The sequence below is a fragment of the Actinokineospora sp. UV203 genome (assembly GCF_056323665.1).
In genome coordinates this window covers 5,260,215-5,286,763 of sequence record NZ_CM150484.1, presented here as the reverse complement: position 1 = coordinate 5,286,763, position 26,549 = coordinate 5,260,215, and the positions used below count along the sequence as shown (strand labels likewise).

The 26,549-nt window shown below is 69.6% G+C and carries 29 protein-coding genes; 6 read left to right on the top strand and 23 right to left on the bottom strand.

Features of this window, described 5'->3' with window-relative positions; translation table 11 throughout:
- Positions 1 to 2: 2 nt before the first annotated feature.
- From ACUZ2Y_RS25420 to ACUZ2Y_RS25390, 7 genes are all read right to left on the bottom strand, one after another.
- Positions 3 to 686 carry a histidine phosphatase family protein gene (locus ACUZ2Y_RS25420; RefSeq protein WP_476323377.1) on the bottom strand — a complete coding sequence of 228 codons (684 nt, stop codon included), beginning with the start codon at positions 684 to 686 and terminating at the stop codon, positions 3 to 5.
- A gap of 31 nt (positions 687 to 717) precedes the next feature.
- Positions 718 to 1,239 (bottom strand): GNAT family N-acetyltransferase, encoded by a 522-nt coding sequence (locus tag ACUZ2Y_RS25415; RefSeq protein WP_476323374.1) that lies wholly within the window; start codon positions 1,237 to 1,239, stop codon positions 718 to 720.
- Positions 1,240 to 1,248: 9 nt separating this feature from the next.
- Positions 1,249 to 2,334, bottom strand: coding sequence for an MBL fold metallo-hydrolase (locus ACUZ2Y_RS25410; protein ID WP_476323371.1), 1,086 nt, complete (start codon positions 2,332 to 2,334; stop codon positions 1,249 to 1,251).
- 36 nt (positions 2,335 to 2,370) lie between these two features.
- Positions 2,371 to 2,841: a hypothetical protein gene (locus ACUZ2Y_RS25405; protein WP_476323368.1), complete on the bottom strand. Its 471-nt coding sequence runs from the start codon at positions 2,839 to 2,841 to the stop codon at positions 2,371 to 2,373.
- A gap of 169 nt (positions 2,842 to 3,010) precedes the next feature.
- Positions 3,011 to 3,487, bottom strand: coding sequence for an Lrp/AsnC family transcriptional regulator (locus tag ACUZ2Y_RS25400; protein WP_476323365.1), 477 nt, complete (start codon positions 3,485 to 3,487; stop codon positions 3,011 to 3,013).
- 20 nt (positions 3,488 to 3,507) lie between these two features.
- Positions 3,508 to 4,659, bottom strand: a complete 1,152-nt coding sequence (locus ACUZ2Y_RS25395; protein ID WP_476323362.1) for a trans-sulfuration enzyme family protein — start codon at positions 4,657 to 4,659, stop codon at positions 3,508 to 3,510.
- 153 nt (positions 4,660 to 4,812) lie between these two features.
- A complete protein-coding gene (locus ACUZ2Y_RS25390) occupies positions 4,813 to 5,430 on the bottom strand; it encodes a TetR/AcrR family transcriptional regulator (RefSeq protein WP_476323359.1) in 618 nt (205 codons plus the stop codon).
- A 43-nt stretch (positions 5,431 to 5,473) separates the two neighbouring features.
- On the opposite strand from ACUZ2Y_RS25390, the gene ACUZ2Y_RS25385 reads away from it, so the two are divergent.
- Positions 5,474 to 5,890 carry an HIT family protein gene (locus ACUZ2Y_RS25385; protein WP_476323356.1) on the top strand — a complete coding sequence of 139 codons (417 nt, stop codon included), beginning with the start codon at positions 5,474 to 5,476 and terminating at the stop codon, positions 5,888 to 5,890.
- 103 nt (positions 5,891 to 5,993) lie between these two features.
- Complete coding sequence (locus ACUZ2Y_RS25380) at positions 5,994 to 6,857, top strand: hypothetical protein (protein ID WP_476323353.1); 864 nt, start codon at positions 5,994 to 5,996, stop codon at positions 6,855 to 6,857.
- A gap of 251 nt (positions 6,858 to 7,108) precedes the next feature.
- On the opposite strand, the gene ACUZ2Y_RS25375 is transcribed toward ACUZ2Y_RS25380, so the two are convergent.
- From ACUZ2Y_RS25375 to ACUZ2Y_RS25310, 14 genes are all read right to left on the bottom strand, one after another.
- Complete coding sequence (locus ACUZ2Y_RS25375; protein WP_476323350.1) at positions 7,109 to 7,948, bottom strand: glutaminase; 840 nt, start codon at positions 7,946 to 7,948, stop codon at positions 7,109 to 7,111.
- A 115-nt stretch (positions 7,949 to 8,063) separates the two neighbouring features.
- Complete coding sequence (locus tag ACUZ2Y_RS25370) at positions 8,064 to 9,041, bottom strand: LysR family transcriptional regulator (protein ID WP_476323347.1); 978 nt, start codon at positions 9,039 to 9,041, stop codon at positions 8,064 to 8,066.
- Positions 9,042 to 9,408: 367 nt separating this feature from the next.
- Positions 9,409 to 10,653, bottom strand: coding sequence for an MCE family protein (locus ACUZ2Y_RS25365; protein WP_476323344.1), 1,245 nt, complete (start codon positions 10,651 to 10,653; stop codon positions 9,409 to 9,411).
- Positions 10,653 to 11,807 carry an MCE family protein gene (locus ACUZ2Y_RS25360; protein WP_476323341.1) on the bottom strand — a complete coding sequence of 385 codons (1,155 nt, stop codon included), beginning with the start codon at positions 11,805 to 11,807 and terminating at the stop codon, positions 10,653 to 10,655. Before ACUZ2Y_RS25360 ends, ACUZ2Y_RS25365 begins: the two co-directional genes overlap by 1 nt.
- Positions 11,804 to 13,003 (bottom strand): MCE family protein, encoded by a 1,200-nt coding sequence (locus ACUZ2Y_RS25355; protein ID WP_476323338.1) that lies wholly within the window; start codon positions 13,001 to 13,003, stop codon positions 11,804 to 11,806. The genes ACUZ2Y_RS25360 and ACUZ2Y_RS25355 overlap by 4 nt, the downstream gene beginning before the upstream one ends.
- Positions 13,000 to 14,019 (bottom strand): MCE family protein, encoded by a 1,020-nt coding sequence (locus ACUZ2Y_RS25350; protein WP_476323335.1) that lies wholly within the window; start codon positions 14,017 to 14,019, stop codon positions 13,000 to 13,002. Before ACUZ2Y_RS25350 ends, ACUZ2Y_RS25355 begins: the two co-directional genes overlap by 4 nt.
- Positions 14,016 to 15,059 carry an MCE family protein gene (locus ACUZ2Y_RS25345; RefSeq protein WP_476323332.1) on the bottom strand — a complete coding sequence of 348 codons (1,044 nt, stop codon included), beginning with the start codon at positions 15,057 to 15,059 and terminating at the stop codon, positions 14,016 to 14,018. Before ACUZ2Y_RS25345 ends, ACUZ2Y_RS25350 begins: the two co-directional genes overlap by 4 nt.
- The gene (locus ACUZ2Y_RS25340; protein WP_476323329.1) at positions 15,056 to 16,378 is read right to left on the bottom strand and encodes an MCE family protein; all 1,323 of its coding nucleotides are present in this window, start codon (positions 16,376 to 16,378) and stop codon (positions 15,056 to 15,058) included. The genes ACUZ2Y_RS25345 and ACUZ2Y_RS25340 overlap by 4 nt, the downstream gene beginning before the upstream one ends.
- Complete coding sequence (locus ACUZ2Y_RS25335; RefSeq protein ID WP_476323326.1) at positions 16,375 to 17,241, bottom strand: MlaE family ABC transporter permease; 867 nt, start codon at positions 17,239 to 17,241, stop codon at positions 16,375 to 16,377. The genes ACUZ2Y_RS25340 and ACUZ2Y_RS25335 overlap by 4 nt, the downstream gene beginning before the upstream one ends.
- Entirely contained in the window at positions 17,238 to 18,023 is a 786-nt protein-coding gene (locus ACUZ2Y_RS25330; RefSeq protein WP_476332067.1) for an MlaE family ABC transporter permease, read from the bottom strand. The genes ACUZ2Y_RS25335 and ACUZ2Y_RS25330 overlap by 4 nt, the downstream gene beginning before the upstream one ends.
- Positions 18,024 to 18,120: 97 nt before the next feature.
- Positions 18,121 to 18,882 carry a glucose 1-dehydrogenase gene (locus ACUZ2Y_RS25325; RefSeq protein WP_476323323.1) on the bottom strand — a complete coding sequence of 254 codons (762 nt, stop codon included), beginning with the start codon at positions 18,880 to 18,882 and terminating at the stop codon, positions 18,121 to 18,123.
- Between the two features lie 11 nt (positions 18,883 to 18,893).
- A complete protein-coding gene (locus tag ACUZ2Y_RS25320) occupies positions 18,894 to 20,399 on the bottom strand; it encodes an aldehyde dehydrogenase family protein (RefSeq protein ID WP_476323320.1) in 1,506 nt (501 codons plus the stop codon).
- Positions 20,396 to 21,286: a 3-oxoacyl-ACP reductase gene (locus ACUZ2Y_RS25315; protein WP_476332066.1), complete on the bottom strand. Its 891-nt coding sequence runs from the start codon at positions 21,284 to 21,286 to the stop codon at positions 20,396 to 20,398. The genes ACUZ2Y_RS25320 and ACUZ2Y_RS25315 overlap by 4 nt, the downstream gene beginning before the upstream one ends.
- 81 nt (positions 21,287 to 21,367) lie before the next feature.
- Positions 21,368 to 21,559: a ferredoxin gene (locus ACUZ2Y_RS25310; protein WP_476323317.1), complete on the bottom strand. Its 192-nt coding sequence runs from the start codon at positions 21,557 to 21,559 to the stop codon at positions 21,368 to 21,370.
- Between the two features lie 85 nt (positions 21,560 to 21,644).
- Between ACUZ2Y_RS25310 and ACUZ2Y_RS25305 the strand changes: the two genes are divergently transcribed.
- A complete protein-coding gene (locus ACUZ2Y_RS25305) occupies positions 21,645 to 22,826 on the top strand; it encodes an acyl-CoA dehydrogenase family protein (RefSeq protein ID WP_476323314.1) in 1,182 nt (393 codons plus the stop codon).
- A 15-nt stretch (positions 22,827 to 22,841) separates the two neighbouring features.
- The gene (locus ACUZ2Y_RS25300; protein ID WP_476323311.1) at positions 22,842 to 23,798 is read left to right on the top strand and encodes an acyl-CoA dehydrogenase family protein; all 957 of its coding nucleotides are present in this window, start codon (positions 22,842 to 22,844) and stop codon (positions 23,796 to 23,798) included.
- A 55-nt stretch (positions 23,799 to 23,853) separates the two neighbouring features.
- Here the strand turns inward: ACUZ2Y_RS25300 and ACUZ2Y_RS25295 are convergent, their stop codons facing one another.
- On the bottom strand, positions 23,854 to 24,378 hold the full coding sequence (locus ACUZ2Y_RS25295; RefSeq protein WP_476323308.1) for a hypothetical protein: 525 nt from the start codon (positions 24,376 to 24,378) through the stop codon (positions 23,854 to 23,856).
- An 89-nt stretch (positions 24,379 to 24,467) separates the two neighbouring features.
- Here ACUZ2Y_RS25295 and ACUZ2Y_RS25290 point away from each other — a divergent pair, with 89 nt between their 5' ends.
- Complete coding sequence (locus ACUZ2Y_RS25290; RefSeq protein WP_476323305.1) at positions 24,468 to 24,905, top strand: SRPBCC family protein; 438 nt, start codon at positions 24,468 to 24,470, stop codon at positions 24,903 to 24,905.
- Positions 24,906 to 25,016: 111 nt separating this feature from the next.
- Positions 25,017 to 25,217 carry a DUF5302 domain-containing protein gene (locus ACUZ2Y_RS25285; protein WP_091381859.1) on the top strand — a complete coding sequence of 67 codons (201 nt, stop codon included), beginning with the start codon at positions 25,017 to 25,019 and terminating at the stop codon, positions 25,215 to 25,217.
- Between the two features lie 213 nt (positions 25,218 to 25,430).
- Here the strand turns inward: ACUZ2Y_RS25285 and ACUZ2Y_RS25280 are convergent, their stop codons facing one another.
- Entirely contained in the window at positions 25,431 to 26,540 is a 1,110-nt protein-coding gene (locus ACUZ2Y_RS25280; RefSeq protein WP_476323302.1) for an NAD(P)H-dependent flavin oxidoreductase, read from the bottom strand.
- Positions 26,541 to 26,549 lie beyond the last annotated feature (9 nt).

Genomic DNA, 26,549 nt, shown 5'->3' with positions numbered 1-26,549 from the left:
CTTTAGGTCAGTCCGACGGTCCTTCCGTGGTCCAAGTGAGCTGTGTCATTGAATCGGCGGACGTGCCAGACCGGGCCGTCGACCACGAGCTGGGAGATCGACCCGTTGTCCGACCCGAGGAACGCGAACGGCGCGGACCCGCTGGCCAGGGCGATTGCCTGCCCGATGACGCCGCCATGGGTGAACACCGCGACCCGCTGGTCGGGGTGGCGCGCGGCCAGCCGCTCGACCGCCCCGCGGACCCGCTTCGCGAACGCCTCGTTCGACTCGCCGCCGGGAATCGCGTCCCACCGCTGCTCCTCGCGCATCCGCAGCGCGATCGGGTCGTTCTGGGCCACCTTCTGCCGGAAGAGGCCGCCCTCCCACTCGCCGAGGAACACCTCGCGCAGGTCGGCCTCCACCTGCGGCGCCAGGTCCAGCGCGCGGGCCAGCGGCGCGGCGGTCATGGCGGTGCGCTGGAGAGTGGTCACGTAGATGGCGTCGATCCCCAGGCTCGACAGCCGGGCCGCGACCCGCTCGGCCTGGTGCTCGCCCTCGGGGGCGAGCGGTGGGTCGCCCTGGCCGCCGACAAGATCGAACTTGCGCTCCGGATCGGCGGCGGCGGACTCGCCGTGCCGGATCAGGAGGAACTCGGTGGAGCCCGCGGGGGCGACGAAGCGGAGCTGGCGGTACGAGGCGGTGGACACAGGGACAGCAGACCGTGTCCTCGGGTTGCCGTCAACCAAGCGGCTTCACCAGGAGCTCGAAGGCGAGGTCGTCGCGCAGCGGGACGCCGAACCGCTCGTCGCCGTAGGGGAACGGGGTCATCTCGCCGGTCCGCGTGTACCCGCGCCGCACATACCAGGCGATCAGGTCCTCGCGGGCGTTGATGACCTTCATCCGCATCTCGCCCAGGCCCCACTCGACCCGGGCGAAGCGCTCGGCCTCGGCCAGGGTGTCGCGGCCGATGCCGCCGCCCTGCAGGCCCGGGACCACGGCGAACATGCCGAAGTACCCGGCGCCGTCCTCCTCGGCGACGTGACAGCAGGCCACCAGGTCGTCGTCGCACCATGCCATGAGCAGCGCGCTCTTGGGCGCGGTGATCACCTCGGCGACGCCGCCGGGGTCGGTGCGCTGGCCTTCGAGCAGGTCCGCCTCGGTCGTCCAGCCGGTCCGACTCGAATCGCCCCGATAGGCGGACTCGATCAGCGGGACGAGGACGGGCACGTCAGCGAGGGTCGCTTCGCGGAAAATCAGCACGTCCCGAGCCTATGCGAGGATCTGCCACCACGGGTCGACGGTCGGCGGGGCGTCGACGTCGACCCGTTCGCCCGGGCGCGGGATGGCCAGGGCGACGTCACGGGCCTTCGCCTCGGCCCACACCCGGTCCGCGGGCTCGGTCCAGGCGTGCAGCGCGAGCTTGAACGTCGCCCAGTGCACGGGGATCATCAGCCCGCCCTGGAGGTCGACATGGGCGGCGACGCCGTGTTCCGGGGTCATGTGGATGTCGGGCCAACCGTCGGCGTAGGCGCCGACCTGGATGAGTGTGGCGTCGAACGGGCCGTGCGCCGCACCGATCTCGCGGTAGCCGTCGAAGTAGCCGGAATCGCCGGTGTAGAAGACTTTGCGGGTCGGTCCTGCGACGACCCAGGACGTCCACAGCGTCTCGTCGCGGGTGAAGCCGCGGCCGGAGAAGTGCTGCGCGGCGGTCGCGATGAGCCGGACGCCCGCGACCTCGGCGCTCTCCTCCCAGTCGAGCTCGATGATCCGGTCGGCGGGCACCTTCCACCGCTCCAGGTGCGCGCCGACGCCGAGCGGCACCACGAACGGCGCGGTCTGGGTGCGGACGAGTTCCCGCACGGTCGGCAGGTCGAGGTGGTCGTAGTGGTCGTGCGAGATCACGATGGCGTCGACGTCGGGCACGTCGGAGAGCGGCTGCGGCATCGGGTGCAGCCTGCGCGGGCCGACCAGCTGCGACGGCGAGACGCGCTCACTCCACACCGGGTCGAACAGCACGCGGGCACCGTCGATCTCGACGAGCGTGGTCGCGTGGCCGTACCAGGTGAGGTACAGCCCGTCGTCGGTCGGCGGCTCGGGCGTGACCAGGGGGATCTCGCCCACCGGGGTCCGCTGCTGCTTGCCGAACAGCAGCTCGCGGACGAGGCCGCCGCCTGCTTCCTGGTCGAACTGGATCGTGCGCGCGCGGTTGTGGAACCGGCCGTCGCGGAACTGGGGCGATCGGCTCACGCGGTCGGCGCGCTCGCCTCGGGCCTTGGCACCCATGGCGACGGGCACGTCGCGCACGGCCCAAGCCGCGGCGGCCAGCCCGCTCAGGCCGAGAAGAAGGCGTCTCATGCCCCCGATGGTGCCACCACGCGGCTGTGAGCACCCTCAGCCGATGCGGCAGCCGTAGGTCGCGGTGCGCAGCCGCATCGCCCGCCGGGCCACGAGACCCGGCCGCGGCGACCGGACCGACACCTTGCGCAGGTAGGACTCGTCGACCTGCAGGCTGGCGGGCGCCGGGTATTCGTCGTCCGGGGCCTGCGGGTGGTCCGGGGGCAGCAGGTCGAGGATCGCGCGCAGCGCCCAGCGGGCATGGCCGTGGTAGGACCAGACGACCGACTCGGCGGTGAACACGTCCCAGTCGTGGACCTGCCGGGATCTGGCGGCCGTCACGTCGTGCGCGTCCTTGATCACCACGTAGTCGATGTGGTTCTCCCAGGCGTAGGTGGCCACGATGGCTTCCGGGCTGTCGCTGCCGCCGCAGAGGTACACGGTGAACCCATCGGCCACGACAGCGCGCAGAAGGTCATCGACCTCGCCCAGGTCGCCGGGCGGTAACTCTTCGCAAGATTGGCTCATCGTCATCACCCGACTGGCCGAGTGTCACCGCCGCTAAGAGCCGCGATCTGGTGACACGGTGTATTCGACCTCGCCTGTTTACCGCACCTGACCAGCGGTTGGCTACCCAATCGCGCCATCGACACCAATGCGTCATTCACAGTTGGCATATCACCCATGTGAGTGACAGCTATGACCCGATCGGCCCTTGCACCGGTTGGCCTATCGCTTCGAACACCAGCATCGTGTTCACCGAGACCACCTCGGGCCTGCTGAGCAGCCGATTGATCAGCAGCTGCTGCAGGTGGGCGGTGTCGGGCACGGCGACCTGGATCAGGTAGTCGTCGGGCCCGGCGACGTGCAGGAGCGAGACGGTCTCGGGCTGCTCCAGGACGAACGCCTTGAACGCGGCCACGATCTGCTGCCGATGCGGCCGGACCCGCACCGACAGCAGCGCGCTGACCGGCCTCCCCAGCGCGGCCAGGTTCACCGTGGCGTGGAACCCGGTGAACACCCCACGTCTGCGCAGCGACCGCACCCGCTCCAGCGCGGTCGACGGGGCGACCCCGACGATGGCGGCGAGTTCCTTGTTCTGCAGCCGGGCGTCCTTCTGCAGCTCGCGCAGAATCGCGACATCCACCGCGTCCAGGTCACTCGGTTGGCCCATTGGCCGAATGTACCGGCCGGTCAGCGGTGCGCCTCCTTGATCGCGTACGCGAGGTCGTCGCGCAGGTCCTCCAGGTGCTCCAGGCCGACCGACATCCGCACCACGGCCGCGTCCGGCTTGGCGTGGCACTCCACCGGCCGGTGCGTCAGCGACGCCGGGTGCTGGATCAGCGAGTCGACGCCGCCGAGCGACACGGCGTGGGTGATCAGCCGCACCGCCTCGACCAGGCGTGCCGCGCTGTCGTAGCCGCCGGTGACGGAGAACGCGACCATCGCGCCCGGTCCCGCCATCTGCCTGCCCACCAGCGGGCCGGACGGGAAGTACACGCGTTCGACATGCTGCTGCTCGCCCAGCCACCCGGCGAGTTCCACTGCGGTCGCCTGCTGCGCGTTCACCCGCACCGGCAGCGTCTGCAGCCCCCGGTGCAGCAGGTACGCGGCCAGCGGGTGCATCAGCCCGCCGGTGACGGCGCGGACCCGGCGCAGCTTCGCCGCCCAGTCCGCCGATGTCGCCACGACACCGCCGATGACATCGCCGTGCCCGCCCAGGTACTTGGTCGCCGAGTGCAGCACGAGCGCCGCGCCGTGCTCGACCGGCCGCTGCAGCACCGGCGTGGCGAAGGTGTTGTCGACGATGACCGGAACGTCTCCGGCGGCCTCGCGGACGGCGGTCAGGTCGAGCAGTTCCAGCGTCGGGTTGGCCGGGGTCTCCACCAGGACCAGCCCGGTGTCGGGCCGCAGCGCCGCGGCGATCCCGTCCGGCTCGACCCAGGTGACCTCGGTGCCGAGCAGCCCGGTCGCGAGCAGGTGGTCGGACCCGCCGTAGATCGGCCGCACCGCCACGACGTGCGGCTTGCCCTCTCCGACTGTCGCGATGAGACAGGCGGTCAGCGCGGCCATGCCCGAGCCGAACGCCACCCCCTGCTCGGCCGTCTCCAGGGAGGCGAGGGCGTCCTCGAACCGCGCGACCGTCGGGTTCCACAGGCGCTGGTAGACCAGACCGCCCTCGGCCGGAGGAAGACCGCCGGTGGCGAGGGCCTCGTAGGCCGCGCCACCGGACGCCACGCTGGGCACCGGGTTGGTGGTCGAAAGGTCGATGGGCGGCACGTGCACACCAAGACCGGCGAGATCCTCGCGGCCGGCGTGCACGGCGAGCGTGGCGAGACGGCTCATCGGCACTCCAATTTTCGGGGGTGCGCACAGGATGACCATCCCGAGAGGACTATCGCGGGGTCACGAAACCGGGCGGCCGTTTTGGTCTCGGACGGCGACCGGGATTCGACGGCGAGATCTCCGGGCCGGCCGCCGCCGAACAAAATTCGGCGCTCAATTCGGTGCGTGGGCGCCGATGAGATCGCGGACGATGCGGCGGCCCTGCCGCAGGGTCTCCGGGTGTCCCGCGCCGCGCAGCCGGAACGCCAGCCGGGCCATGACTTCGCCGACCGTCACCGCCTGCAGCATCGACACGCGCAACGCCGCGGTGGAGGCGAAGCCGAAGCGGGCGACGAGGACGGTGGCGAGGGCATCGGCCAGGGGGACGTCGAGTTCGCCGGACTCCTGCAGGTCGCCGAGCGCGAGCCCGGCTCCCCCGATCGCGCGGAACCCCTCGTCGGCGCGGCACATGTCGATGTAGATGTCATAGGCGTGCTCGACCGCGGCGGCCCAGTGCGCGTGCTGGTCGGACTCGGCCCGCACGCGGTGCAGGTAGCGCAGGATGTTGCGTTCGACGACGGCCTTGATGACCGCGGGCTTGTCCGGGAAGTACCGGTACACCGAGCCGATCGACACCTTCGCCGACCGCGCGATGTCCGCCGTCGTGGCCGCGGAGTAGCCCTTGTCCAGTACCACCCGGGACGCGGCGTCGAGGATGCGTTCGATCTGCCTGCCCGCGCGGTACTGGGTCGGGGCTCGGCGGACCTGATAGGGCGTGTCGGGCGCGGTCACGCGAATATTGTGCCCAGCAAACCCCCGAAAACCCGGAGGTCAGGTGTCGAAGCCGTGCACGTTCTGTCGGATTGTCGCCGGTGAACTGCCCGCCACGGTGGTCCACGAAGACGACGACACCATCGCGTTCCTGGACCACCGTCCACTTTTCCACGGTCACACCCTCCTCGTGCCCAAGGTCCACATGGGCATCCTCAGCGACCTGCCGGGCGACCAGGTTCCGGCTTTCTTCACGCTCGCGCAGCGGCTGGAGCGGGCGGTCGAGGACGGGCTGGGGGCCGACGGGTCGATGATCCTGATCAACAACGTCATCAGCCAGTCGGTGCCGCACCTGCACCTGCATGTCATCCCGCGCCGGGTCAAGGACGGGCTGCGGTTCTGGCTGGGGCCCCGCCACCCGTACGACGACGAGCATCGGGCCGAGGACTTCGCCGAGCGGATTCGCGCCGCGTTGCGGTGACGCAGGATTGATTCAGCCGCTTGGCCCAGAGACGTTCGTATGTTCGAGCGAATCCCGTGCGATGGCCTGTCGCGTGGGCGCCCGCACACGGTACGTAGTCCGTGTGGAGATTTCCGCGCGATGGCGGGCGCCCATCCTCGTGATGGGCGCCGCCCTGTTGCTGCCGCTGATGCTGACCTTCGCGTTCGACCTGCCGCGCTGGCTGACGGTGATCTTGCTGGTGCTGTCCCTCGCGGCGGGCGCGATGGGGGCCCGGCAGGTTATGTTCCACCGCGAGCAGGCCGCGATGCTGGCCGACGTCGCCCGGTCGCGGCCCAAGCCCGTCGTCGAGCCCGTGCCGGACGAGCACCACGTCCCCGCCATCCCGATCGACAGCGCGGAGCCGTATTACCGCTTCATCCTGTCCTGCAAGGTCTGCTGGACCGGCGGTGAGGGCAGCGAGCACGGCAACCCGCGCGGCCTGGCGGTGCACGCGATCCTGGAGCGGGCCCGGCAGATCACGGTCACCTGCTCCCCCGCCGACGCCGAGGCCGCGCTGCCCCGCCTCGCTGCCGAGCTGGGCGCCAAACTGCCCGACCGGTCCGGCCGGATAGTCGCCTGGGCGCACGAGGTGGGCCTGACCGTGCCGGAGACGGACGCCGCCCGGATCACCCGGCTGGCGGAGCTGCGCAAGGAGAAGCAGGTCCTGCACCAGGAGCGCGAACTGGAGCAGAGCACCCGGGCCTACCTGGCGGAGAACGTGTTCACCGATCCCGGCAGCGCCGCGGTCTGGTGGCTGGCGCGACACCCCGAGCAGGTTCGGGAAGCCGCCGCCCTGCTGCCGACGTTCGCCGAACTGACCGACGCCCTACGCGACCCGCCGACGCACTACGCCCAAGCCGAGCGGGACAACGGCGCCCGCCTGACCGGCCAGGACGACGACCGCAGGCTGCTGCCACGCACCAGCGAGTCCACTCCGGACGACTAGATCGACTGAAGGTGGAGGCCCGGCGCCGACGAGGTGCCGACAGCGCCGGGCCTCCGGCCTCGCCGTGCGAGGGCGTGCCACCCGGTGTCCCGGCCGAGTGGAACGTTGGCGGCGAGGCAGGACGGCCGACCGCAGTCGACCCTGCACGACTGCGGCACGCCATCCAGCAACATGGTGGCGGTTTCACGTCCGCAAGGCAATGGTGTGGCGGACTTTGACCGGCGAGCTGTGTTTCAGTGCGGAAATAGCGACTAGAAAACCGACCAGCCGGTCACGGTCGAAAACGCTTCGAGCGCGGCGACCCCGGCAACCGAATTGCCGCAGGCGTCGAGTCCCGGGCTCCACACGCACACCACGCACCGGTTGGGCACCACGGCGATGATGCCGCCGCCGGACCCGCTCTTGGCCGGGAGGCCGACGCGGTAGGCGAACTCGCCCGCGCCGTCGTACATGCCGCAGACCAGCATGATCGCGTTGAGCCGCCGGGTCGCCTCGCGGGCCAGCAGCCGGGTGCCGTCCGCGCCGACGCCGCCGCGGGCGAGGAACAACGCGGCGGTCGCGAGGTCCGCGCAGGACATGGCGATCGCACCCTGGCGGTTGAAGTGGTCGACGACCGTCGAGACCGGGTTGTCGAGAGCGTCGGAGCCGGCGATGATCTGGGCCAGCGCGGAGGACTCGGTGGGCTCGGGTTCTTCGGCGAGGGAACGGTTGCCGGACTGGGTGGAGAGGAAGGCGCGCAGCGCGCCCGCGGCGTCGCCGGTGCGGCTCAGCAGGCGGTCGGTGGTGACCAGGGCGCCCAACGCGTCGAACGGGTTCTGCGGGCCGGGCCTGCTGTCCACGGCGTGGGCGAGGGCGAAGCCGAAGACCTTCGCGAGGCTGCGCAGCGGGAACGGGACCTGGTAGTCGCCGACACCGCAGAGCTCACCATCCACTGTGGCCACGGCCATACCGAAACCCTGATGCTCCATTGTGGACTGACCGAGGCCGACGAGCGGCCGGACCTGGTCGCGCACCTCGTCGAGCGCGGTGCGCAGAAACGGGCGCGGCGCGGGTTCGAGCACCGCCGTCGCTTCGCCTCCGGGATAACCCACGACGCCAGAATGACCCACAACTTCCACCCGCACAACGCATTCGGCGACTTAACAGTTAACTGCGCCATTCAGCCGACGAAGTTGAGCGCCGAAAACAAATGTCGTGGGCCGGATACTACGAAATGAGGACACCGTGTTCGGCCCACCACTTGGTGTAGCTCGAGTTGCGGTCGATCAGCCCGGCGTAGGTCGCCGCGACGGCCCCGCGCATCATCTCCGGGTCGACCGGGCACGGGTCCTTCCAGGCCAGCTCGACGCGGCCGACTATGGGGTCGCCCACCAGCGGGCGGACCACCAGGCCCATGCCCTCGTTCGAGGTGGGCTGGGCCAGGCTCACGCACTGGCCGCTGGTGACGAACTCGCGGGCCGACACCGCGTCGCTCGCCTCGTGGGTGATCCGCGGGTCGAACCCCGCCTTGCGGCACGCCCAGCGGAGGGCGGCGATCCCGCCGTGGTCCTCCTGCGGGTCGACGACCCAGCTCTCCCCGGCCAGCGCCGAGAGTTCGACGGTGCCCTGTGCCGCCAGCGGGTGCCACTCGGCCAGCGCGACGAACTGCGGCTCGACCGGCACGATCACCTCCCGGCGCACACCGTCGCCGCCGCTGCCCTCGAACCCGATGCCTTCCCACAGCAGCGCCGCGTGGACCCGCCCGGCCCGCACCTTCGCGAGCAGGGCCGCCACCGACGGATCGGTGTGCACCGCCACCTTGAGCGGCGGAGCCTCGGGAGTCGCCTTGGCCTGCAAAGCGATCAGCCGCGGGACCAGCAGGGCGAGCAGCGCCCCCGGGATACCGCCGATCCGCAGCTCCACCTGCTGATTCGGCGCCGCCGCCCGCTTGGGCGCGTCGCCGCGCAGGTCGGCCATCTCGTTGACCACCGACCGCGCCTTGGCCAACACGGACCGCCCGAACGACGTGGGAACGACACCGGTCCGAACCCGCTCGAACAGCGGCGCCCCCAACGCCCGCTCGATCCGCTGCAACTGCGACGTCAGCGACGGCTGGGACAACCCCAGCGCCGCGGCCGCCTTGGTGATACTGCCTTCGTCGGCCACCACGATCACGATTCGCAGGTGGCGGAACTCCAGTTCCATGCCACCCATGTTATGGGTAGCGATTATGGTCGAGATAGCGCATCCGAATTGGCGATCACCAGCTATCCACACCCCCACCGGTTATCCACAGCGGCCCCCAAACCAAGATCATCTGTCACCCCCTCGCGATAGACTGGGCAAGGGCCGTCCCCCAGGGAAGGGCGGGGGCTGCTCGGGGGCCGGTTGGACGCCGATCTGGTCGGGAAGCGGCCGCCACCGCCGATAGGGTTTGGTGATGCGCTTCCGTGAACTGCCGGTCGGCCGGTCGCTGCCCGGTCGCCGAGGTGCCGGCGGCGGAAACTGGCCTGCTCGTCGAGCGCTGATCTATTTCTTGCGATCTTCACCGCAACGGCTTGATGCTCCCGTGTCAGCCGGACGCGAGACCGAGCAGCGACGCCAATGACGGGGGTTTGTCCATGCCCGGCAACCCGAGCGTTCCCGGTAGCGGCAATGCCGGCACCGGTTGCCCGGGCGCGGCAGCGGGGGCGGCGGGGACCTCGCGGGGCTTTCCGCCGTAAGGGGCGTTCTGCGATCCGCGAACGCCGACCGGGCTGCCTAACGGCTCGGCGCAGTAGGCCTGAGTGTTCGCGGGGATGTCGGTGACCTGGTTGGCGGGCCGCTGCTTGGTCGTCTCGTATCCCTTGGTGCACGACAGCGGGTCGGCGAAGGTCAGGACCAGGCCCAGGTGTCCGGTGCCGTCGGGGTTGGCGCTAGGGGCGGCGGCGACCATGATCGGGTAGGCGACGAGGAGTTCCTCGATGCCGTCGACGCGAGTCGAGGTGATCTGGGTGGTCGTGAGCAGGTTCGCGAGCACCATGCCGAGGCTTGGGCCGGAGTCCCGCAACACCTCGTAGACCTGCATCGATACCGCCGGCCCGGTCTTGAGCAGCGACCTCAGGTCCGGGTCGGAGGCCTTGAGTTGGGCCGCGATGGTCCGCAGATCCGCGCTGTAGGAGCGGATCAGGTCCGACTGGGCCGCTTGGGTCCGCAGGACCACCCGCCCGTCCGACAGCAGGGCGGCGGTCTGCGGGAAGTGTTCGGTCGCCGTGGCGGTCAGGGCGCCGGTGTCGTCGAGCAGGGTGCGCAGGGCGGGACCGGTGTCGCGGAAGGCCTGGTCCAGTTCGTCGACGACGGTGCGCAGCGAGTCGACGGGCACACTGCTCACCAAACGGTCCACTGTGGACAGGAGTTCGTCCGGACCGGTGGGGATCTCGGTGCGGTCGCGGGCGATCACCGAACCGTCGGCGAGGAAGGGGGCGCCGTCGCGGGCGGGGACCAAGTCGACGAACTGCTCGCCCACCGCCGACCGGTTGGCCACCACAGCCTGGGTGTCCGCCGGGATCGGCGGAGCGTCGTCGCTGATGGTCAGGTCGACGTCGACGCCGCCCGCGCCCTGGCGCAGCGCCCCGACCCGGCCCACCGGCACGCCCCGGTAGGTGACCTCGGCGTTGGTGAAGATCCCGCCGGAGTCGGCGAACTGGGCCGTCACGACATAGCCCCGCAGCCCGAAGAGCCGGTCCAACCCGGCGTAGGTGCCGCCGACGTAGGCGATTCCGAGCACGGCGATCAGCGAGAACAGGAACAGCCGGACCTTGACGGGCAACGCGAGCATCAGCCACCCCCGCCGATCAGGCCGCCGAGCAGCGGGCCGAGCCCACCGGCCGAAGCGGGCGCCTGCGGCACCGGAAGAGCGGGAAGCGCCGGAAGGGAGGGCAGCGTGGGCGGCACCGCACCCACGCCGGGAAGGGTGAGGAACGGCGAACTGGAGCTGTTGATGTTGTCCAGCAACACACTGAGGTCAAGGTCGAACACGACATCGACGTTGGTGAAGTCGCCCTTGATCGCGTTGACCGTGTAGTCGGTGAATGGATACGTCAGCAGCAGTTGCAGCGCATTGGGCAGGTTCGCCCCGGAGTCGGCGAGCTTCTGCAGGGTCGGCGCGAGGAGCTTCAGATCCTCGACGAGGTCGGCGCGGCTGCGGTTGACCGTGTCGACCGCGGTGGCGGACAGCCGATCAAGCGCCCCGAGCATCGTCACGAGCTGATCGCGCTGCTCGGTCACGACCTTCAAGCCAGGTGTCAGGTGGTCCAGGGCGGTGGTGATCTGCGAGGTCTGCGTGGACAGCGTGCCGGACAGGCGGTTGAGCGAGTCGATGGCCCGCGTGATGTCGCCCTTCTGCCCGTCCAGAGCACGGACCACCGCGTCCACATTGGACAGGAAGGATCGGATCTCGGCCTCGTTGCCCGACATGGCCGCGTTGACTTCGCGCACGATGTTCTGCAACTGGCCGACACCGCCGCCGTTGAGCAGCAAGGACAGCGCGCCGAGGACCTCTTCGATCTCCGGGTTGCGGTTGGTCCGATCGATCGGGATCACCGCGCCGTCGTCGAGCGTCCCCTGCCCATCGGCGGGCGCCCGCAGCGAGATGTACTTCTCCCCCAACAGGCTCGACTGGCGCAGGTCGGCAGCCGCGTTGGCGGGCAGCCGGATATCGCCGTTGACCAGCAGTTCCACGACCGCCGTCGTGTTGTCGCCCGCCAGCGAGACGCGGTCCACCCGGCCGACGGCGACGTCGTTGACCTTCACCGACGCCTGCGGCACCAGGTCGAGCACGTCACCGAAGTGCGCCGTGACCCGGTAGGGATGGTCGCCCAGGTCAGCGCCGCCGGGCAGCGGCACGTCATAGAGTCCGCCCGACCCACAGCCGCACACCGCGAACATGATCGCGCCGAAGACAGCAACGAAGACCAAGGACTGCCTGATCATCGGCCACCCCCGGGCGCGTTCTGGCCGGGCAGGTCGAGCATCGGCAGCGCGATGGGCGGGATCTGGCCGCTCTGCAGCGCGGCCAAGGCCTCGATCGGCGACGGCAGCTTCACCACGCCGTCGAGGACCGGCGCCAGCTTCGCGCACGCGTCGCCGAGAGCGGGCGGAAGCTGGGTCGGCGTGCCCGACTGGATGGTCCGACACAGCAAGGCCATCGGCGGGTAGGTCAACTCGTTGAGGTTGCCGCGGATGGAGAACGACGCCGATGCCGCGTCGTAGGTGTTGAGGAAGTTCGTCGCGCCCAGCGGGCCGACGTCGAGCAGTTCGGCGAGGGCACCTCTCTCGTCGACGAGGGCCTGGGTGATGCCGACCAGCCGGTCCACATTGGACTTGAGCAGGTCCTTGTTCTCCGCGATGAAGCCCCGCACCTCACCGAGCGAGCTGGCCAGCGAGGTGAGCGCGACGCCGAGGTCGTCGCTGTCGGCGGCCAGGTAGTCGGTCACCCCGGCGAGCTTCGTGTTGAAACCCCGGACCTGCGCGTCGCTCTCGGCCAGGGTGCGGGTGAACTTCTGCAGGTTGTCCACTGTGGAGAACAGATCACCGCGGGACTCGCTGAGGGTGTGCGCCGCGGCGGACAGCTGCTTGATGGTGTCGTTGAGCAGTCGGCCGTTCCCGTCAAGACTGGCGGCGGCCGAGTCGAGCACAGCGGACAGCGCGCCATCCGCGTTCGCACCGTCCGGCCCCAACGCGGTCGCGAGTTCCCGAACGCTCGCGGTCAGGTCGTCGATCTCGACCGGGGTCGCGGTGCGTGCCAACGGGATCAGCGCGCGGTCCGCGAGCCGTGGGCCGGTCTCGTAGGCCGGAGTGAGCTGCACGAAGCGGTCGCTGACCAGGCTCGGTGCGACCGACACCGCGGAGACCTCGGCGGGCAGGTCCACGCCTTCGTCCACGGTCATGGTGACCTCGACGAAGTCGCCGCGCGGGACCACCGTGTCGACCTGTCCGACGGCGACGCCCAGCACGCGCACCTCGGAGCCCGGATAGATGCCGATCGACTTGGCGAAGTGCGCGGTGAGTCTGGTGCCCGCCATCGGAATCGCGATCCACCACAGCGCGACCGCGACGATCAGGCCGAGCACCGCCAGCAGCGTCACGGTCACCGTGGCGTCGCGTTGGAACCGGGAACGCAGGATCACTTGCCGCCTCCCGGGGTCAGAGGCGTGTAGCAGCCCTCCGGGTTGATGTCGATCAGCGCGGTCTTCGTGGAAGGCGGGAACAGGCCGCAGATGTAGCCCTCGAACCAGCGGCCGTTGCCGACGGTGTTGTTGAAGACCCGCACGAACGGCGCCAGCGCGGCCACCCCCTTGCTGAGGTTGTCCTGGTTGCGGGCCAGCACTGTCGTCACCTTGTCGAGCTGGGTGAGCATCGGCTTGAGCTGCGCGGTGTTGTCGGCCACCAGCCCGTGCAGCTCGTCGGCGAGCGCCTTGGTGCCGCTCAAGAGCTTGCTCACCGCTGAGCGGCGCAGCTGGAGTTCTTCGAGCAGCAGGCCCGCGTCGGCGAACAGCTTCTGCAGCTGCTTGTCCCGGTCGGCCACGGTTTTGCTCAGCAACGCGGTGTTCGACAGCAGCCGAGACAGCTCCTCGTCGCGGGTGGACAGTGTGGCGGAGAGGCGGGACATGCCGGTGAGCGCGTCGCGCAGGTGCGCGGGACTGCCGGACATGGCCTCGGAGACCACCCAGAAGCTCTCGGCGAGCTGATCGGTGTCGATCTTCTGGACGGTCTTCGTGAGCTGGTCGAACACCGGGACGATGTCGAACGGGGTCAGCGTCCTTGTCTTCGGGATGACCTCGTTCGGGTCCTGGGCCTGACCGCCGTCGGAGGCGATGGCGAGGAACTTGTCGCCGAGCAGCGTGCGGATCTGGATCGACAGCGTGCTCCGGTCCCCGACCCGGGCGTCGCGGACGGTGAAGTCCACCCGAACCTTGTTGCCCGCCAACGCGACCGCGTCGACCGCGCCCACCTTGACCCCGGCGACGCGGACCTCGTTGCCCGGCCGCAGCCCGGCGGACTCGGTGAACTCGGCGGAGTACGTCGTGCCGCCCCCGATGATCGGCAGGTCGTCGGAGAAGAACGTCGCCAGGACCACCAAGACAATGAGAACCAGGGTGACCGCGCCGACCCCTGCCTGGTTGCGTTCACGCAGCGACTTCATGACCCACACCTCTCCGGTCGCTGCGTGCCCGGCAGCGGCAGGGCCGGGATGTCCACGACGATGCCGAGTTCCGACACGCCGATGCGACCCGAGGCGCTGCAGAGGAAGTAGTTGAACCAGCCGCCGTAGCTGGCGGAGCGGGTGATGGCGTTGACCTTGCCCGGCAGGTTCTTGAGGAAGTGGTCCACAGTGTCCTCATGCGCGGCCAGGGTGGTGGAGAGCTGCCCGAGGCCGGCGATGTCCTGCTTGAGTGACGGGCGGATGTCGGCGAGCAACCCCGAGGTGACCGTGGTCAGGTCGCCCAGCGCGGTGATCGCGTCGCCGATCGGCTCGCGCTGCTCGGCCAGGCCGGTGCTCAGCCGCTGCATCTGGTCGATGAGCCCGGACACCTCCGCGCTTCGTCCGTTCACTGTGTCCAGCACGGTGTTGAGGTTGGTGATCACCTCGCCGATCACTTTGTCCTTGTCGGCGATGGCGGTGGTGAGCGACGCGGTGTGGCTCAGGATGCTGTCGATCGTGCCGCCTTCGCCCTGCAGCACCTGGATGAGGTGCGCGGTGAGTTCGTTGACCTGCGCGGGGTCCAGCGCCTGGAACAACGGGCGGAAACCGTTGAACAGCACCGTGAGGTTCAGCGCGGGTTTCGTCCGGTCGACCGGAATCGTGTCACCTGGCTGGAAGACGTCATTCGGGTCGCGGATATCCCCCGTGCCGAGCGCGATATAGCGCTGGCCGATCAGGTTGCGGTACTTGATGGTCGCGGTGATCGAGGCGGGCAGCTTGCGCGCGGACTCGACGTCGAAGGCGACTTCGGCGAGCCGGTCGTCCACCACCCGCACGTCGGTGACCTGGCCGATGCGCACACCCGACATGCGGATGTCGTCGCCGACGACGATGCCGGTGGCGTCGGTGAACCGGGCCGCGTAGCCCATCGTGTGACCTAGGGACTTGTTGGCGATCGTGAGGCCCAGCATGACGGTCAGCGTCACGGTGACCACCGCGAACACGGCGATCTTCAGCAGCGGCGCCAGCACTGTCCTCATCGGAGTGTCACCTCCGTGCCGCGGAACGCCGGACCGAGCAGCAGACCCGCCCAGCGCGGCACGTCCTCGGGCATGACGCCGAGTCCCGGCGCGAGCAGGGCGTTGACCAGGTCGCGCTCCTGCGGGCTGTTGGCCAGCGCTGGCGCGTCCACCGCCTGCGGGACGGTCGGGCGGAACTGCTCGGGCCGGTCCGACTTGGGCGCGGGCGGCTTGGACGTGCCGTCTTTGACCGGCCCGTCCGTGGTGTACTGCGGGAACTTCTCGCCGGGCTGGGCCATCCGGTAGCAGCGCGGGCCGCGCTTGTCGTTGTAGCGCGGCGTGTCGACCCCGGGCAGGTACTTGCCCCGGTTCGACGCGATCTCGATGGTGACCCTGGAGACGTTCGGGTGGTCGGTTCCCTTGCCGAACGCGCGCTCCGACGCGGGGATGGCCTTGACCAGGTTCTCCAGCAGGCACGGGTATTCCGGCGCGTACTTCGCCAGCACGGCCAGCGTGGACTGGGCGGTGTCGGCCAGTTCGATGAGATTTCCCTTGTTCACCGCCAGGAACCGGTCGAGGTCGACCGCCGCCGTGGTGGCGGTGCTGAAGAGCAGGTCGAGGTTCACCCGCTGCTCGGCGATCGTCCTGGTGGTCGTGGTCAGGTCGCTCATCGCTTGCAGCAGGTCCGGCGCGGCGTCGGCGTAGGTGTCGGCGACAGTGGCCAGGGCGGCCAGGTCCGCCTTGAGGTCGGGCATGCTGGGCAGCAGCTTCTCCAGGTACGCGTCGAGGTCGGCGATGGTCCGGCCGAACTGCGCACCGCGGCCGTCCAACGCGGTCGACATCGCGTTGAGCGTGGTCGCGAGCTTGGCCGGTTCCACGGCTTGGAGAACGGGCATCAGGCGGTCGAGAACCTTCTCCAACTCGATCGCCGACGATGTCCGGTCCTGGGGGATCACTGAGCCACCGCGCAACGCCTGCGGCGCGGGATCAGTGGGAATCAACAGGGCCACATAGCGTTCGCCGAACAGGGTCTTCGGCAGCAGGCGCGCGGAGACGTTGGCGGGGATGAGGTCGACGGAGTCGGGGTCCAGTGCGAGGTCGAGCACCGCGCGGTCGCCGGTGGGCCGGATTCCCCGGACCTCGCCGACGATCATCCCGCGCAGCTTGACGTCGGAGCCGACGCGCAGCTGGTTGCCGACCCGGTCGGTCTCCAGGCTCACCGGCACGACCGTGGTGAAAGCCTTGTTGTAGAAGCCGATCGACAGCCACACCAGGGTCGCCACGACGACCAGGAACACCAGCCCGTAGAGCTGGTACCGGAATTTCTCGCCGCGCTTCATCCGGCGATCCGCACTGTGGTCGAAGCGCCCCAGATGGCCAGGCTGAGGAAGAAGTCCAGCAGGGTCTGCAGCACGATCGCCGTGCGCACGGCCCGGCCGACGGCCACACCGACACCCGCGGGACCGCCGCTCGCTGTGTAGCCGTAGTAGCAGTGCACCAGGATCACCACGACGCTGAACACCATCACCTTGAGGAACGACCAGAGGACGTCCTCGGGCGGCAGGAACAGGTGGAAATAGTGGTCGTAGGTTCCCGACGACTGCCCGTAGAACCACACGGTCACCTGGCGTGAAGCCAGGTAGGAGCAGAGCAGACCGACCACGTAGAGCGGAATCACCGCCGCGACGCCCGCGATCACCCTGGTGGTGACCAGGTACGGCACGCTCGGGACGGCCATGACCTCCAGGGCGTCGATCTCCTCGGAGATCCGCATCGCGCCGAGCTGCGCGGTGAAGCCGCACCCCACGGTGGCCGAGAGCGCGAGCCCGGCCGCCAGCGGCGCGACCTCGCGGGTGTCGAAGTAGGCGGCGATGAACCCGGTCAGCGCGGACGTGCCCAGCTGGTTGAGCGCCGAATAGCCCTGCAAGCCCACGATCAGTCCGGTGAACACGGTCATGCCGATCATCACGCCGAGCGTGCCGCCGATGACCGCGAGGGCCCCGCTGCCGAAGAACACCTCGGACAGCAGCCGCATGGTCTCGCGCGGATACCGGACGATCGTGCGGGGCACCGAGCGCAGCACCATCATGTAGAACGCGAGCTGCTGTCCCAGCACGGCCAGGCCGTCGAACGGCTGGTTCGCCACCGCGAGGACGCGCGTGGCGACCTGGCGGGGTGCCCGCTCCCGGATCGCCATGGTCACAAACCCTTGGGTGGGACGATTTGCAGGTACAGGCCGGTCAGCACGACGTTGATCGCGAACAGCAGCAGGAAGGTGATGACGACGGTTTGGTTCACCGCGTCGCCCACGCCTTTCGGCCCGCCGGAGGGATTGAGGCCGCGGTAGGCCGCGATGATACCCGCGACGAAGCCGTAGAGGATCGCCTTGATCGTGCTGATCCACAGGTCGGGCAGCTGGGCGAGTGCGTTGAAGCTGGACAGGTAGGCGCCAGGCGTGCCGCCCTGCATGACCACGTTGAAGAAATAGCCGCCCGCGACGCCGACCACACTGACAAGTCCGTTGAGGAGGGTGGCGACCACGATGCAGGCCAGCACCCGCGGCACGATGAGCCGCTGGATCGGCGAGACACCCAGCACTTCCATCGCGTCGATCTCCTCGCGGATGGTGCGCGACCCGATGTCGGCGCACACCGCCGACCCGCCCGCGCCCGCGACCAGCAGCGCGGTGATCAGCGGGGCGGCCTGCTGCACGATGGCCAGCGCGCTCGCCGCGCCGATGAACGACTGCGCGCCGATCTGCTGGGTCAGCGAGCCGAGCTGCAGCGCGATGACCGCGCCGAACGGGATCGCCACCAGCGCGGTCGGCAGAATCGTGACGCTGGCGAAGAACCAGCACTGCTGGATGAACTCGCGGCCCTGGAACGGCCTGCGGGGGATGAAGCGCAACACATCCCACGCCAGTGTGGTGACCCGGCCGACCTGACGGAGGCCGCGCACGACCACCGCGTCGGACTCGAATCGCAGGCTCAACGGCTGATCCACTTCGGCGGGGACTTCAGGCGTTCGTGCTGGTCACCCAACGACGGTGCGACCGAACAGATACGCGAAAAATCCACATGTACTAGAAGGACAGGGCGTGCGTAGTCGTGGCGCCACCGTCCGCGACGAACTCGGCGCCGGTGCAGTAGGAACTCTCGTCACTGGCCAGGAACAGCACGAGGTTCGCGATCTCCTCGGCCTGGCCGTTGCGCTGGAGGGCGACCCGCTTGCCGATCCGGCTGGTGTCGACCTCGATCCCGCCCAGCGCGGTCGGCAGCATCTGGGTGTCGATCACGCCGGGGTGCACGGAGTTGACCCGGATGCCGTGCTCGCCGAGTTCCATGGCGGCCACCTTCGTCATCCCACGAACGGCGAACTTGCTCGCCGTGTAGGCGATCACCATCTTCGCCGCCGCCAGACCTTCGATGGAGGACAGGTTGACGATCGAGCCTTCCTTGGCCGCGATCATCCCCGGCGCCACCGCGCGCATGCCGAGGAAGCAGCCGAACTGGTTGACCCGGATGATCCGCTCGTAGTCGGCGAGCTTGGTGTCCACGAGCGGGCTGAAGTGCAGAATGCCCGCGTTGTTCACCAGCACCGTGATCGGGCCGAACCGCCCGGTCGCGTCGGCCACCGCGTCCGCCCACTCGTCCTCTTCGGACACATCGAGATGACGGAAGTACGCGTTGTCACCGAGATCGTCGGCGAGCGTCTTGCCCTCGTCGTCGAGCACATCGGCGAGGATCACCTTGGCGCCCTCGGCGACGAACCGCCGCGCCGCCGCCGCGCCCTGCCCGCGAGCCGCACCCGTGATGAGCGCGACCTTCCCGTCCAACCGTCCCATATGGACTACTCCTACATCAGTTCGTCGGTCAGGGGCATGAGAACCGTCTTCAGCTCCGTGTACGCCTCGTACGCGGAGCGGCCGCCCTCGCGGCCGAGGCCGGACTGTTTGAAGCCGCCGAAGGGCAGGTGCGGCTCGACCTGGAACCCGTTGATGCCCACGGTTCCCGCCCGCAACGCGCGGGCCACCCGGAAGGCTCGACGGTTGTCGGTCGTGTAGATCCCAGCGCCAAGGCCGTACGCCGTGGCGTTGGCCAGCCGGATGGCTTCGTCCTCGTCGGTGAACGGCACGACCGCGAGGACCGGGCCGAAGATCTCCTCCTGCGCGAGTTCGGCGGTGTTGTCCACGTCGGCGAAGATCGTGGGCTGCACGAAGTTGCCCCCAGCCAGGTCCCCATCCACCCGGGATCCGCCCGCGACGAGCCGGGCGCCGCTGTCCTTGCCGCGCTCGATGTAGCCCAGGACGCGGTCGAGCTGCTTCGAATTGATCAGCGGCGCGGAAAGAACGGCCGGGTCGAACGGGTCGCCGTAGGTGATCATTCCGGCGAGAAGTTGGGCGGCGTTGAGGAAGTCGTCATAGACATCGCGGTGCACCAACGCCCGGGTGTGCGCGACGCAGGCCTGGCCGGACAGACCCATGGTGACGGTGCCCATCGTGGTCATCGCGGCGAGGCCGACATCCGGCGCGTCCGGGAACACCAGGGTCGGGCTCTTGCCGCCGAGTTCCAGCGAGACCCGCTTGAGCGTGCCCGCCGACGCCTCGATGATGTGCCTGCCCACCACGCGGCTGCCGGTGAAGCTGACCTTGTCCACCAACCGATGCGTGACGAGGGCTTCGCCGGTCGGGTTGCCCGGGCCGGTGACGACGTTGAGCACGCCGTCCGGCAAGCCCGCCTCGACCAGCAGCTCCACCATACGCAGCACGGTGAACGTGGCGAACTCCGACGGCTTGAGCACCACGGTGCAGCCCGCCGCCAGCGCGGGCGCGACTTTCTGGGCGTAGAGCAGGAAAGGAGCGTTCCACGGCAGGATCGCCGCGACCACGCCGATCGGCTCGCGGAAGGTCATCGCGAGGTGGTCGCCACCCTGATACGGCGGCAGGGTCTCGCCGCCCACCTTGTCGATCCAGCCCGCGTGGTGCTCGAACACGTCCGCGGCGGCCTCGACCGACGTCGCGTAGATCCCCGCGAAGGACAGCGGGACACCGTTGTCGAGCGCCTGCAACCTGCGCAACTCGTCGGCGTTGGCGCGCAGCAGATCCGCGTAGCGGTGCAGCAGCTTGATCCGCTGACCCGCCCGCGAACGCGGCCAGGGGCCCTCGTCGAAGGCGATGCGGGCGGCGTGCACCGCCTTGTCCACATCGGACTCGGTGGCGATCGGGAAGCTGCCGATCGTCTCCCCGGTCGCCGGGTGGGTGTGGGTCCACGACGCACCGTCGGCGGCGGGCCGCCACTGGCCGTCGATGAGGATGCCCTGGTCGGGCAGCCGTCCCACATGGGAGAGCAAGGAGAGGGTCACTGCGCCTCCTGGCCGAGCTTGAGGATGTCGTTGGCGGCGAAGGAAAGCCTGGGATCCCGGTCGGCGAAGTAGCCGCCGACTTCGGCGGCCAGCGCGGCGGGGGTCCAGCGGTCGGAGTCGAACCGGCGCTCGACGACCGGTGCGGCCAGCAGCGCCACCATGCCGCCGTGCACGACGAACACCTGACCGCTCACCGCCTGCGCGGCAGGCGAGGCGAGGTAGACGACCAGCGGCGCGACATGCTCGGGCGAGAGCGGGTCAAGACCGTCCGCGGGGGCCTCGCCGAACACCTGCGCGGTCATCGCCGTGCGGGCGCGCGGGCAGATCGCGTTGACCCGGACGCCGTAGCGCTCCAGGCCGCGCGCGGTGGCCAGGGTCAGCGCGACGATCCCGGCCTTGGCGGCGGCGTAGTTCGCCTGACCGGCCGACCCGACGAGGAACGCCTCCGACGCGGTGTTGACGATCCGCGCGTAGACGGGTCCGCCTTTGGCTTTGGACTCGGCACGCCAGTGCGCGGAAGCGTTGCGGGAGAGCAGGAAATGGCCGCGCAGGTGGACCTTGAGCACGAGGTCCCAGTCGTCGTCGGACATCGAGAACAGCATCTTGTCGCGCAACAGGCCGGCGTTGTTGACCACGATGTCGAGCCCGCCACGGTCGAGCGCGGCCAGGGTCAACGCGTCGGCGGTCGCCCGCTCGGAGACGTCACCCTCGACCAGCACCGCCTTGCCGCCCAGCGCTTCGATCTCGTCGACAACGCCGCCGCCTGGACCGCCCGGGATGTCGTTGACCACCACGTCGGCGCCCGCGGCCGCGAGGGCCAGCGCCTCCGCCCGGCCGAGTCCGGCGCCCGCGCCGGTGACCACGGCGACCTTGCCGTCGAGGCTCACGGCGTCCACAGGCATCTCCCTCGGCACCGGGGGTGAATGGAACGCCAGACTAGAATCTGTTCTCGTTTTAGGCAACCCCCGTCAGTCGCGCAAAGTCAGAGCCACCTTCGGGCACGACGCCACGGCCTGAACGAGCCGTGGGCGGTCCGCCTCGGCGTCTTCAGGCTGTTTGACCAGCAATTCGTCGTCATCGTCGAGCTCGAAGTAGTCCGGCGCGACGTTCACGCACAGCCCGTTGGCCTCACACTGGTCACGATCGACATCGATACGCACGACAGCCTCCAGAACGAATAGAGAACGTGTTCCATGTTAGCTGCTATCTTCGATTGGAACGCGTTCCAGCCAGAGGGGAGAACGCATGCGGATCACCTACACTCCCGAACAGGTTCGGCTGCGCGCCGAACTGCGGGCCTACTTCGCCGAGCTGATGACCCCGGAGCGGCGCCAGGCGCTGACGAACTCCGGCGGCGAGTACGGCAGCGGCGACGTCTACAAGGCGGTCGTGCGCCAGATGGGCGCGGACGGCTGGCTCGCGCTCGGCTGGCCCAGTGAGCACGGCGGCCGCGACGGCTCGATGCTCGACCAGCTCATCTTCACCGACGAAGCCGCCATCGCCGGTGCGCCCGTGCCGTTCCTGACCATCAACACCATCGGGCCGACGATCATGAAATACGGCACGCCCGAGCAGAAGGCGTTCTTCCTCCCCCGGATCGCGCGCGGGGAGCTGCACTTCTCGATCGGCTACTCCGAACCTGAAGCGGGCACCGACCTCGCCGCGCTGCGCACCCGAGCGGTGCGCGACGGGGACGAGTACGTCATCAACGGCCAGAAGATGTGGACCAGCCTTATCCAGTACGCCGATTACCTGTGGCTGGCCTGCCGCACGGACCCGGAGGCGGCCAAGCACAAGGGGTTGTCGATCCTGATCGTCCCGGTCGACACCCCGGGCTTCTCGTGGACGCCGGTGCGCACCATGGCGGGACCGGGCACCAGCGCGACGTACTACTCCGATGTGCGGGTGCCCGCGTCCTCGCTGGTCGGCACCGAGCACGAGGGCTGGAAGCTGATCACCAACCAGCTCAACCACGAGCGGGTCGCGCTCACCTCGGCCGCCCCGGTCCAGAACGCCCTGCGCGAGGTGCTCGAGTGGGCGCGGGAGACGAAGCTGCCGACCGGCGACCGGGTGATCGACCAGGAGTGGGTCCAGGTCCACCTCGCCCGGGTGCACGCGAAGGCGGAGTTCCTCAAGCTGGTCAACTGGAAGATCGCCTGGGGCGTCGGCAAAGCGATCAGCCCGGCGGACGCCTCGGCGACGAAGGTGTTCGGCACCGAGTTCGCCACCGAGGCCTACCGGCTGCTCATGGAGGTGCTCGGCCCGGCGGGGCCGGTCCGCGCGGGTTCCCCCGGCGCGGTGCTGCGCGGCCGGATCGAGCGGATGCACCGGTCGTCGCTGATCCTGACCTTCGGCGGCGGCACCAACGAGGTGCAGCGCGACATCGTGGCGACCGTCGGCCTGGGCCTGCCGCCCGCGCGCCGCTGAACTGGAAGGACTTCGATGGACTTCGCCTTCTCCGAGGCCCAGGACGACCTGTCCGGCCTCGTGCGCACCCTGGCCGCCAGTGATCGTCCACTGTGGACGTTGTTGGACGAGTCCGGGGTGCTGATGGCCGCGCTGCCGGAGTCGGTGGGCGGCGGCGGTTTCGGCCTGCTCGAACAGTGCTCGGTCGCCATCGAACTCGGCCGCGCGGCCGCCCAGGTCCCGTACGCGGCTTTCTCGGTGGCCGCGTCGGCGATCGCCGAGTTCGGCGACCAGCGCCGGGTGGACACGGCGTTGACGTGCGCGGTGACCGACGACCCGCTCGACCCGGTGACCTTCTCGAACGGGCGGCTCAACGGGACCAAGACGCTCGTGCCGACCGGGGAGACGTTCGTGGTGACCGCCGGCGCGGACGCGTTCGTGGTGCGGGCTACGGAAGCCGGGGCTCGCACCGCGATGCAGGATCTGGTCGACGGCACCGCGCTGGTGGTGACGCTGGCCGACGTGACACCGGAGCAGATTCTGCCGGACGCGGCGGACTGGGTGACCGATCGGCTGACCGTCCTGACCTGCGCGGAAGCGGTCGGAGTACTGGCCGAGGCGCTGCGACTCACGGCGGCGTACGCGGGCGAGCGAGTCCAGTTCGGGCGGCCTATCGGCACGTTCCAGGCCGTCACCCAGCGACTGGCGGACGCTTATATCGACGTGGAGGCGGTGCGGCTCACCCTGTGGCAGGCGGCTTGGCGGCTGAGCGAAGGACTGGGCGCTTCGGCGGAGGTGGCCACCGCGAAGTTCTGGACCGCCGACGCCGGCCACCGTGTCGCGCACACGGCTGTGCATGTTCATGGCGGGGTCGGGATCGATATGGATCACCGGCTGCATCGGTACTTCACGGCGGCGAAGCGGCTGGAGTTCACACTGGGCGGCGCTACCGACCACCTGCGCAAACTCGGCGCTGTCTTGGCTACGCCTTAGCTTGCGGGTGCCTGTTCGGGTGCGGGCGTGATCTGCCCGGCGGCATTCCCTTACCTCAGTGCCTGCGCAGCGGTGGGAGGGTGGCGGCGTCGCGGGGGCGGGCGGGGCGGGGGATCCGGGTCATCGCCCGCACGCGCCTGGTCCGACCGTGTTCGGCCAGCAGCATGAGCAGTTCGCCGTCGACCACCGCCGCGAGCTTGCGCTGCGCCCAGTCCGAGGCCGAGAGCACGACGTCCGGGTTCACCGGCCTGCCCTCGAACACCTCACGGACCAATCGCCACTCGGCCAAGCGGTCGCGGAGGAAACTGTTGTGCGCCAACGCGGGCGCGACTTTCTCGGCCCAGGCGCAGAAGTCGCCGGCGGCGGTCGCCATGGCCCCGATCCGGACCGCGACCGCGGACACCGCCATCGCCTTGTCCGGATCCCGAAGCACGGCTTCCAGGAACGCGCGCTCATCCTGTGGCCGGGCGTCGCGGTACCAATCGAACCGCAGGTGCTCGTCGGCGGCCAGCGCCGCCGGATCATGATCAACGCAGCCGGTCAGCGCCGCTACGCATGCGATGTGGTCGACCAGTTTCACCCGTTCCCTCCGGCGACATAGGGTAACGCTTCGCCTCCCGGAACGATCACGCAGGCCACGCCTCCGAAATCGGTTCGGACGCTTCGGGTGTGGCTACTGTCGATGCCATGCTGTTCCGAACCTCGATCATCATCGACGCCCCACCGGAACGGGTCTGGGCGGTCTACACCGACCTCGCCCGCTGGCCGGAGTGGACCGCGTCGGTCACCGCCGTCACCCTCCTCGACCCCGGGCCGCCGCACCTGGCCCAGCGGGTCCGGATCAAGCAGCCGAAGCTGCCGACCGCCGTCTGGACCGTCACCGCCCTCGACGAGGGCCGCTCGTGGACGTGGACGTCGACGGCCCCGTTGGTCAAGACGGTCGCCACCCACACGGTGCAACCGCACGAACACGGAACGCTGATGAGCGCGACCGTCGAGCAGAGCGGGCCGCTCGGCAAGCTGATCGGCAAGGTGGCCGCCGGGCTGACCGACCGCTACCTGGTGATGGAGGCAGAAGGAGTGAAGGCGGCGTCGGAAGGGCCGTGACCGGCCGTTAGAGTGGGGACATGGGTGTGGGGACCCCGCCAAATCGAGTCGACCCGACGCGGTGACCGTGCGAGGCTGACCCCACCAACACCGCGAAACGTGGAGGTCCGTATGTCCGAGCAACCGGAGCAGCCTGAATCCGAGGACGGCGCGGAGCCGAAGGACCTCAAGAGCAAGTTCCGTGAGGCGCTGGAGCGCAAGCAGGCCAAGTCGCAAAGCGGCGAAGGCCACGCCAACGCCGGCTCCAAGGTCGGCGACGCGCACGGCAAGCAGGGTGGCAAGCGCACCTTCCGCCGCAAGAGCGGCGGCTGAGCGGGTGCTGGCGGTAACGACGCGATAGACCGAGGCGGGTCCGGGGGTTCCCGGACCGCCTCGGTTCGGTCAGTGGGTGCCGCGCGCCCACAGCCGCTCAGTGGTGAAGATTCACCGACTGAGTGCAGCTTCCGGTTTTTGAGCTAACCCGAGCTGTGATGGGGAACAATCGGCCGAACGGGCGAACCCGAGGACCGTCCTGCACTGAAAGGGCTAGTTAAGTCGCAGCTCACTGAGGTGGGAGAGGGTGGCGTCCAGGTCGTCCACCAGTTCGGTCATCACGTCGGCCACCGCGCGGATCTCGTTCATCGAGCCGACGATCTGGCCGACCGGCATGGCCAGCACCGACGGGTCGCCCGCGCGCATCATCCGCTGGTGCGCCTCGCTGACCAGCAGGTTCTGCAGCGGCATCGGCAGCGGCGCCGGGGCGTCGGCCTCGGCCCACGCCTGGGTCCACTGGTTCTTGAGCAGCCGCGCGGGTTTGCCGGTGTAGACGCGCGAGCGCACGGTGTCGCTCGACGTCGCGCGGACGAGCGCCTGTTGCAGCGTGCCCGCGGAGCTGAGCTCCTGATATTCCTTGGTCGCCAGCCAGTACGAGCCCATCCACGCGCCCACCGCGCCGAGGGCCAGGGCCGCGGCGATCTGCCTGCCGGACCCGATCCCGCCCGCCGCGAGCACGGGCACGCGGTCGCCGACGGCGGCGACGATCTCCGGAATCAGCACCATGGACGCGATCTCGCCGGTGTGCCCGCCCGCCTCGTATCCCTGCGCCACCACCAAGTCCACGCCGTTGTCGACGTGCCGCACGGCGTGTTCGGCCTTGCCCGCGAGGGCCGCGACGGGCACGCCGCCGCGGTGCGCCTGCTCGATCACGTCGGGCGGGGGCGAGCCGAGCGCGTTGGCGATGAGGGCGATCGGGTGTTTCATCGCGACGTCCACATGCGACCGGGCGACCGAGTGCAGCCAGCCGAGGACGCCCGCGCCGGAAGCCTCGTCCTCGGGCAGCGGCGGCACGCCCAGCTTGCGCAGGGTGTTGTCGACGAACTCGCGGTGCGCTTGCGGGATAAGGGAATCCAGGTCGATCTGGGTGCCCTCGGTCGGCACCTTCGCGGGCATGACGATGTCGACACCGTAGGGCTTGCCGTCGCAGTTGGCGTCCATCCAGTCGAGGACGGCGTCAAGCTCCTCCGGGTCGTTGAAGCGCACGCAGCCCAGGACGCCGAGTCCGCCCGCACGGCTGATCGCGGCGGCGACGTGTTCGGACGGGGTGAACCCGACGATCGGGTGCTCGATGCCGAGGGTGTCGCAGAGGACCGTTCGCATCAGGCGCCT

Bases quoted from the DNA above. Each gene is read 5' to 3' on its own strand.
- ACUZ2Y_RS25365 (WP_476323344.1), bottom strand. From the start codon at position 10,653: ATGCTCGCGTTGCCCGTCAAGGTCCGGCTGTTCCTGTTCTCGCTGATC.
- ACUZ2Y_RS25280 (WP_476323302.1), bottom strand. From the start codon at position 26,540: ATGCGAACGGTCCTCTGCGACACCCTCGGCATCGAGCACCCGATCGTC.
- ACUZ2Y_RS25285 (WP_091381859.1), top strand. From the start codon at position 25,017: ATGTCCGAGCAACCGGAGCAGCCTGAATCCGAGGACGGCGCGGAGCCG.
- ACUZ2Y_RS25405 (WP_476323368.1), bottom strand. From the start codon at position 2,841: ATGAGCCAATCTTGCGAAGAGTTACCGCCCGGCGACCTGGGCGAGGTC.
- ACUZ2Y_RS25360 (WP_476323341.1), bottom strand. From the start codon at position 11,807: ATGATCAGGCAGTCCTTGGTCTTCGTTGCTGTCTTCGGCGCGATCATG.
- ACUZ2Y_RS25400 (WP_476323365.1), bottom strand. From the start codon at position 3,487: ATGGGCCAACCGAGTGACCTGGACGCGGTGGATGTCGCGATTCTGCGC.
- ACUZ2Y_RS25350 (WP_476323335.1), bottom strand. From the start codon at position 14,019: ATGAAGTCGCTGCGTGAACGCAACCAGGCAGGGGTCGGCGCGGTCACC.
- ACUZ2Y_RS25300 (WP_476323311.1), top strand. From the start codon at position 22,842: ATGGACTTCGCCTTCTCCGAGGCCCAGGACGACCTGTCCGGCCTCGTG.
- ACUZ2Y_RS25345 (WP_476323332.1), bottom strand. From the start codon at position 15,059: ATGAGGACAGTGCTGGCGCCGCTGCTGAAGATCGCCGTGTTCGCGGTG.
- ACUZ2Y_RS25340 (WP_476323329.1), bottom strand. From the start codon at position 16,378: ATGAAGCGCGGCGAGAAATTCCGGTACCAGCTCTACGGGCTGGTGTTC.
- ACUZ2Y_RS25410 (WP_476323371.1), bottom strand. From the start codon at position 2,334: ATGAGACGCCTTCTTCTCGGCCTGAGCGGGCTGGCCGCCGCGGCTTGG.
- ACUZ2Y_RS25325 (WP_476323323.1), bottom strand. From the start codon at position 18,882: ATGGGACGGTTGGACGGGAAGGTCGCGCTCATCACGGGTGCGGCTCGC.
- ACUZ2Y_RS25395 (WP_476323362.1), bottom strand. From the start codon at position 4,659: ATGAGCCGTCTCGCCACGCTCGCCGTGCACGCCGGCCGCGAGGATCTC.
- ACUZ2Y_RS25370 (WP_476323347.1), bottom strand. From the start codon at position 9,041: ATGGAACTGGAGTTCCGCCACCTGCGAATCGTGATCGTGGTGGCCGAC.
- ACUZ2Y_RS25305 (WP_476323314.1), top strand. From the start codon at position 21,645: ATGCGGATCACCTACACTCCCGAACAGGTTCGGCTGCGCGCCGAACTG.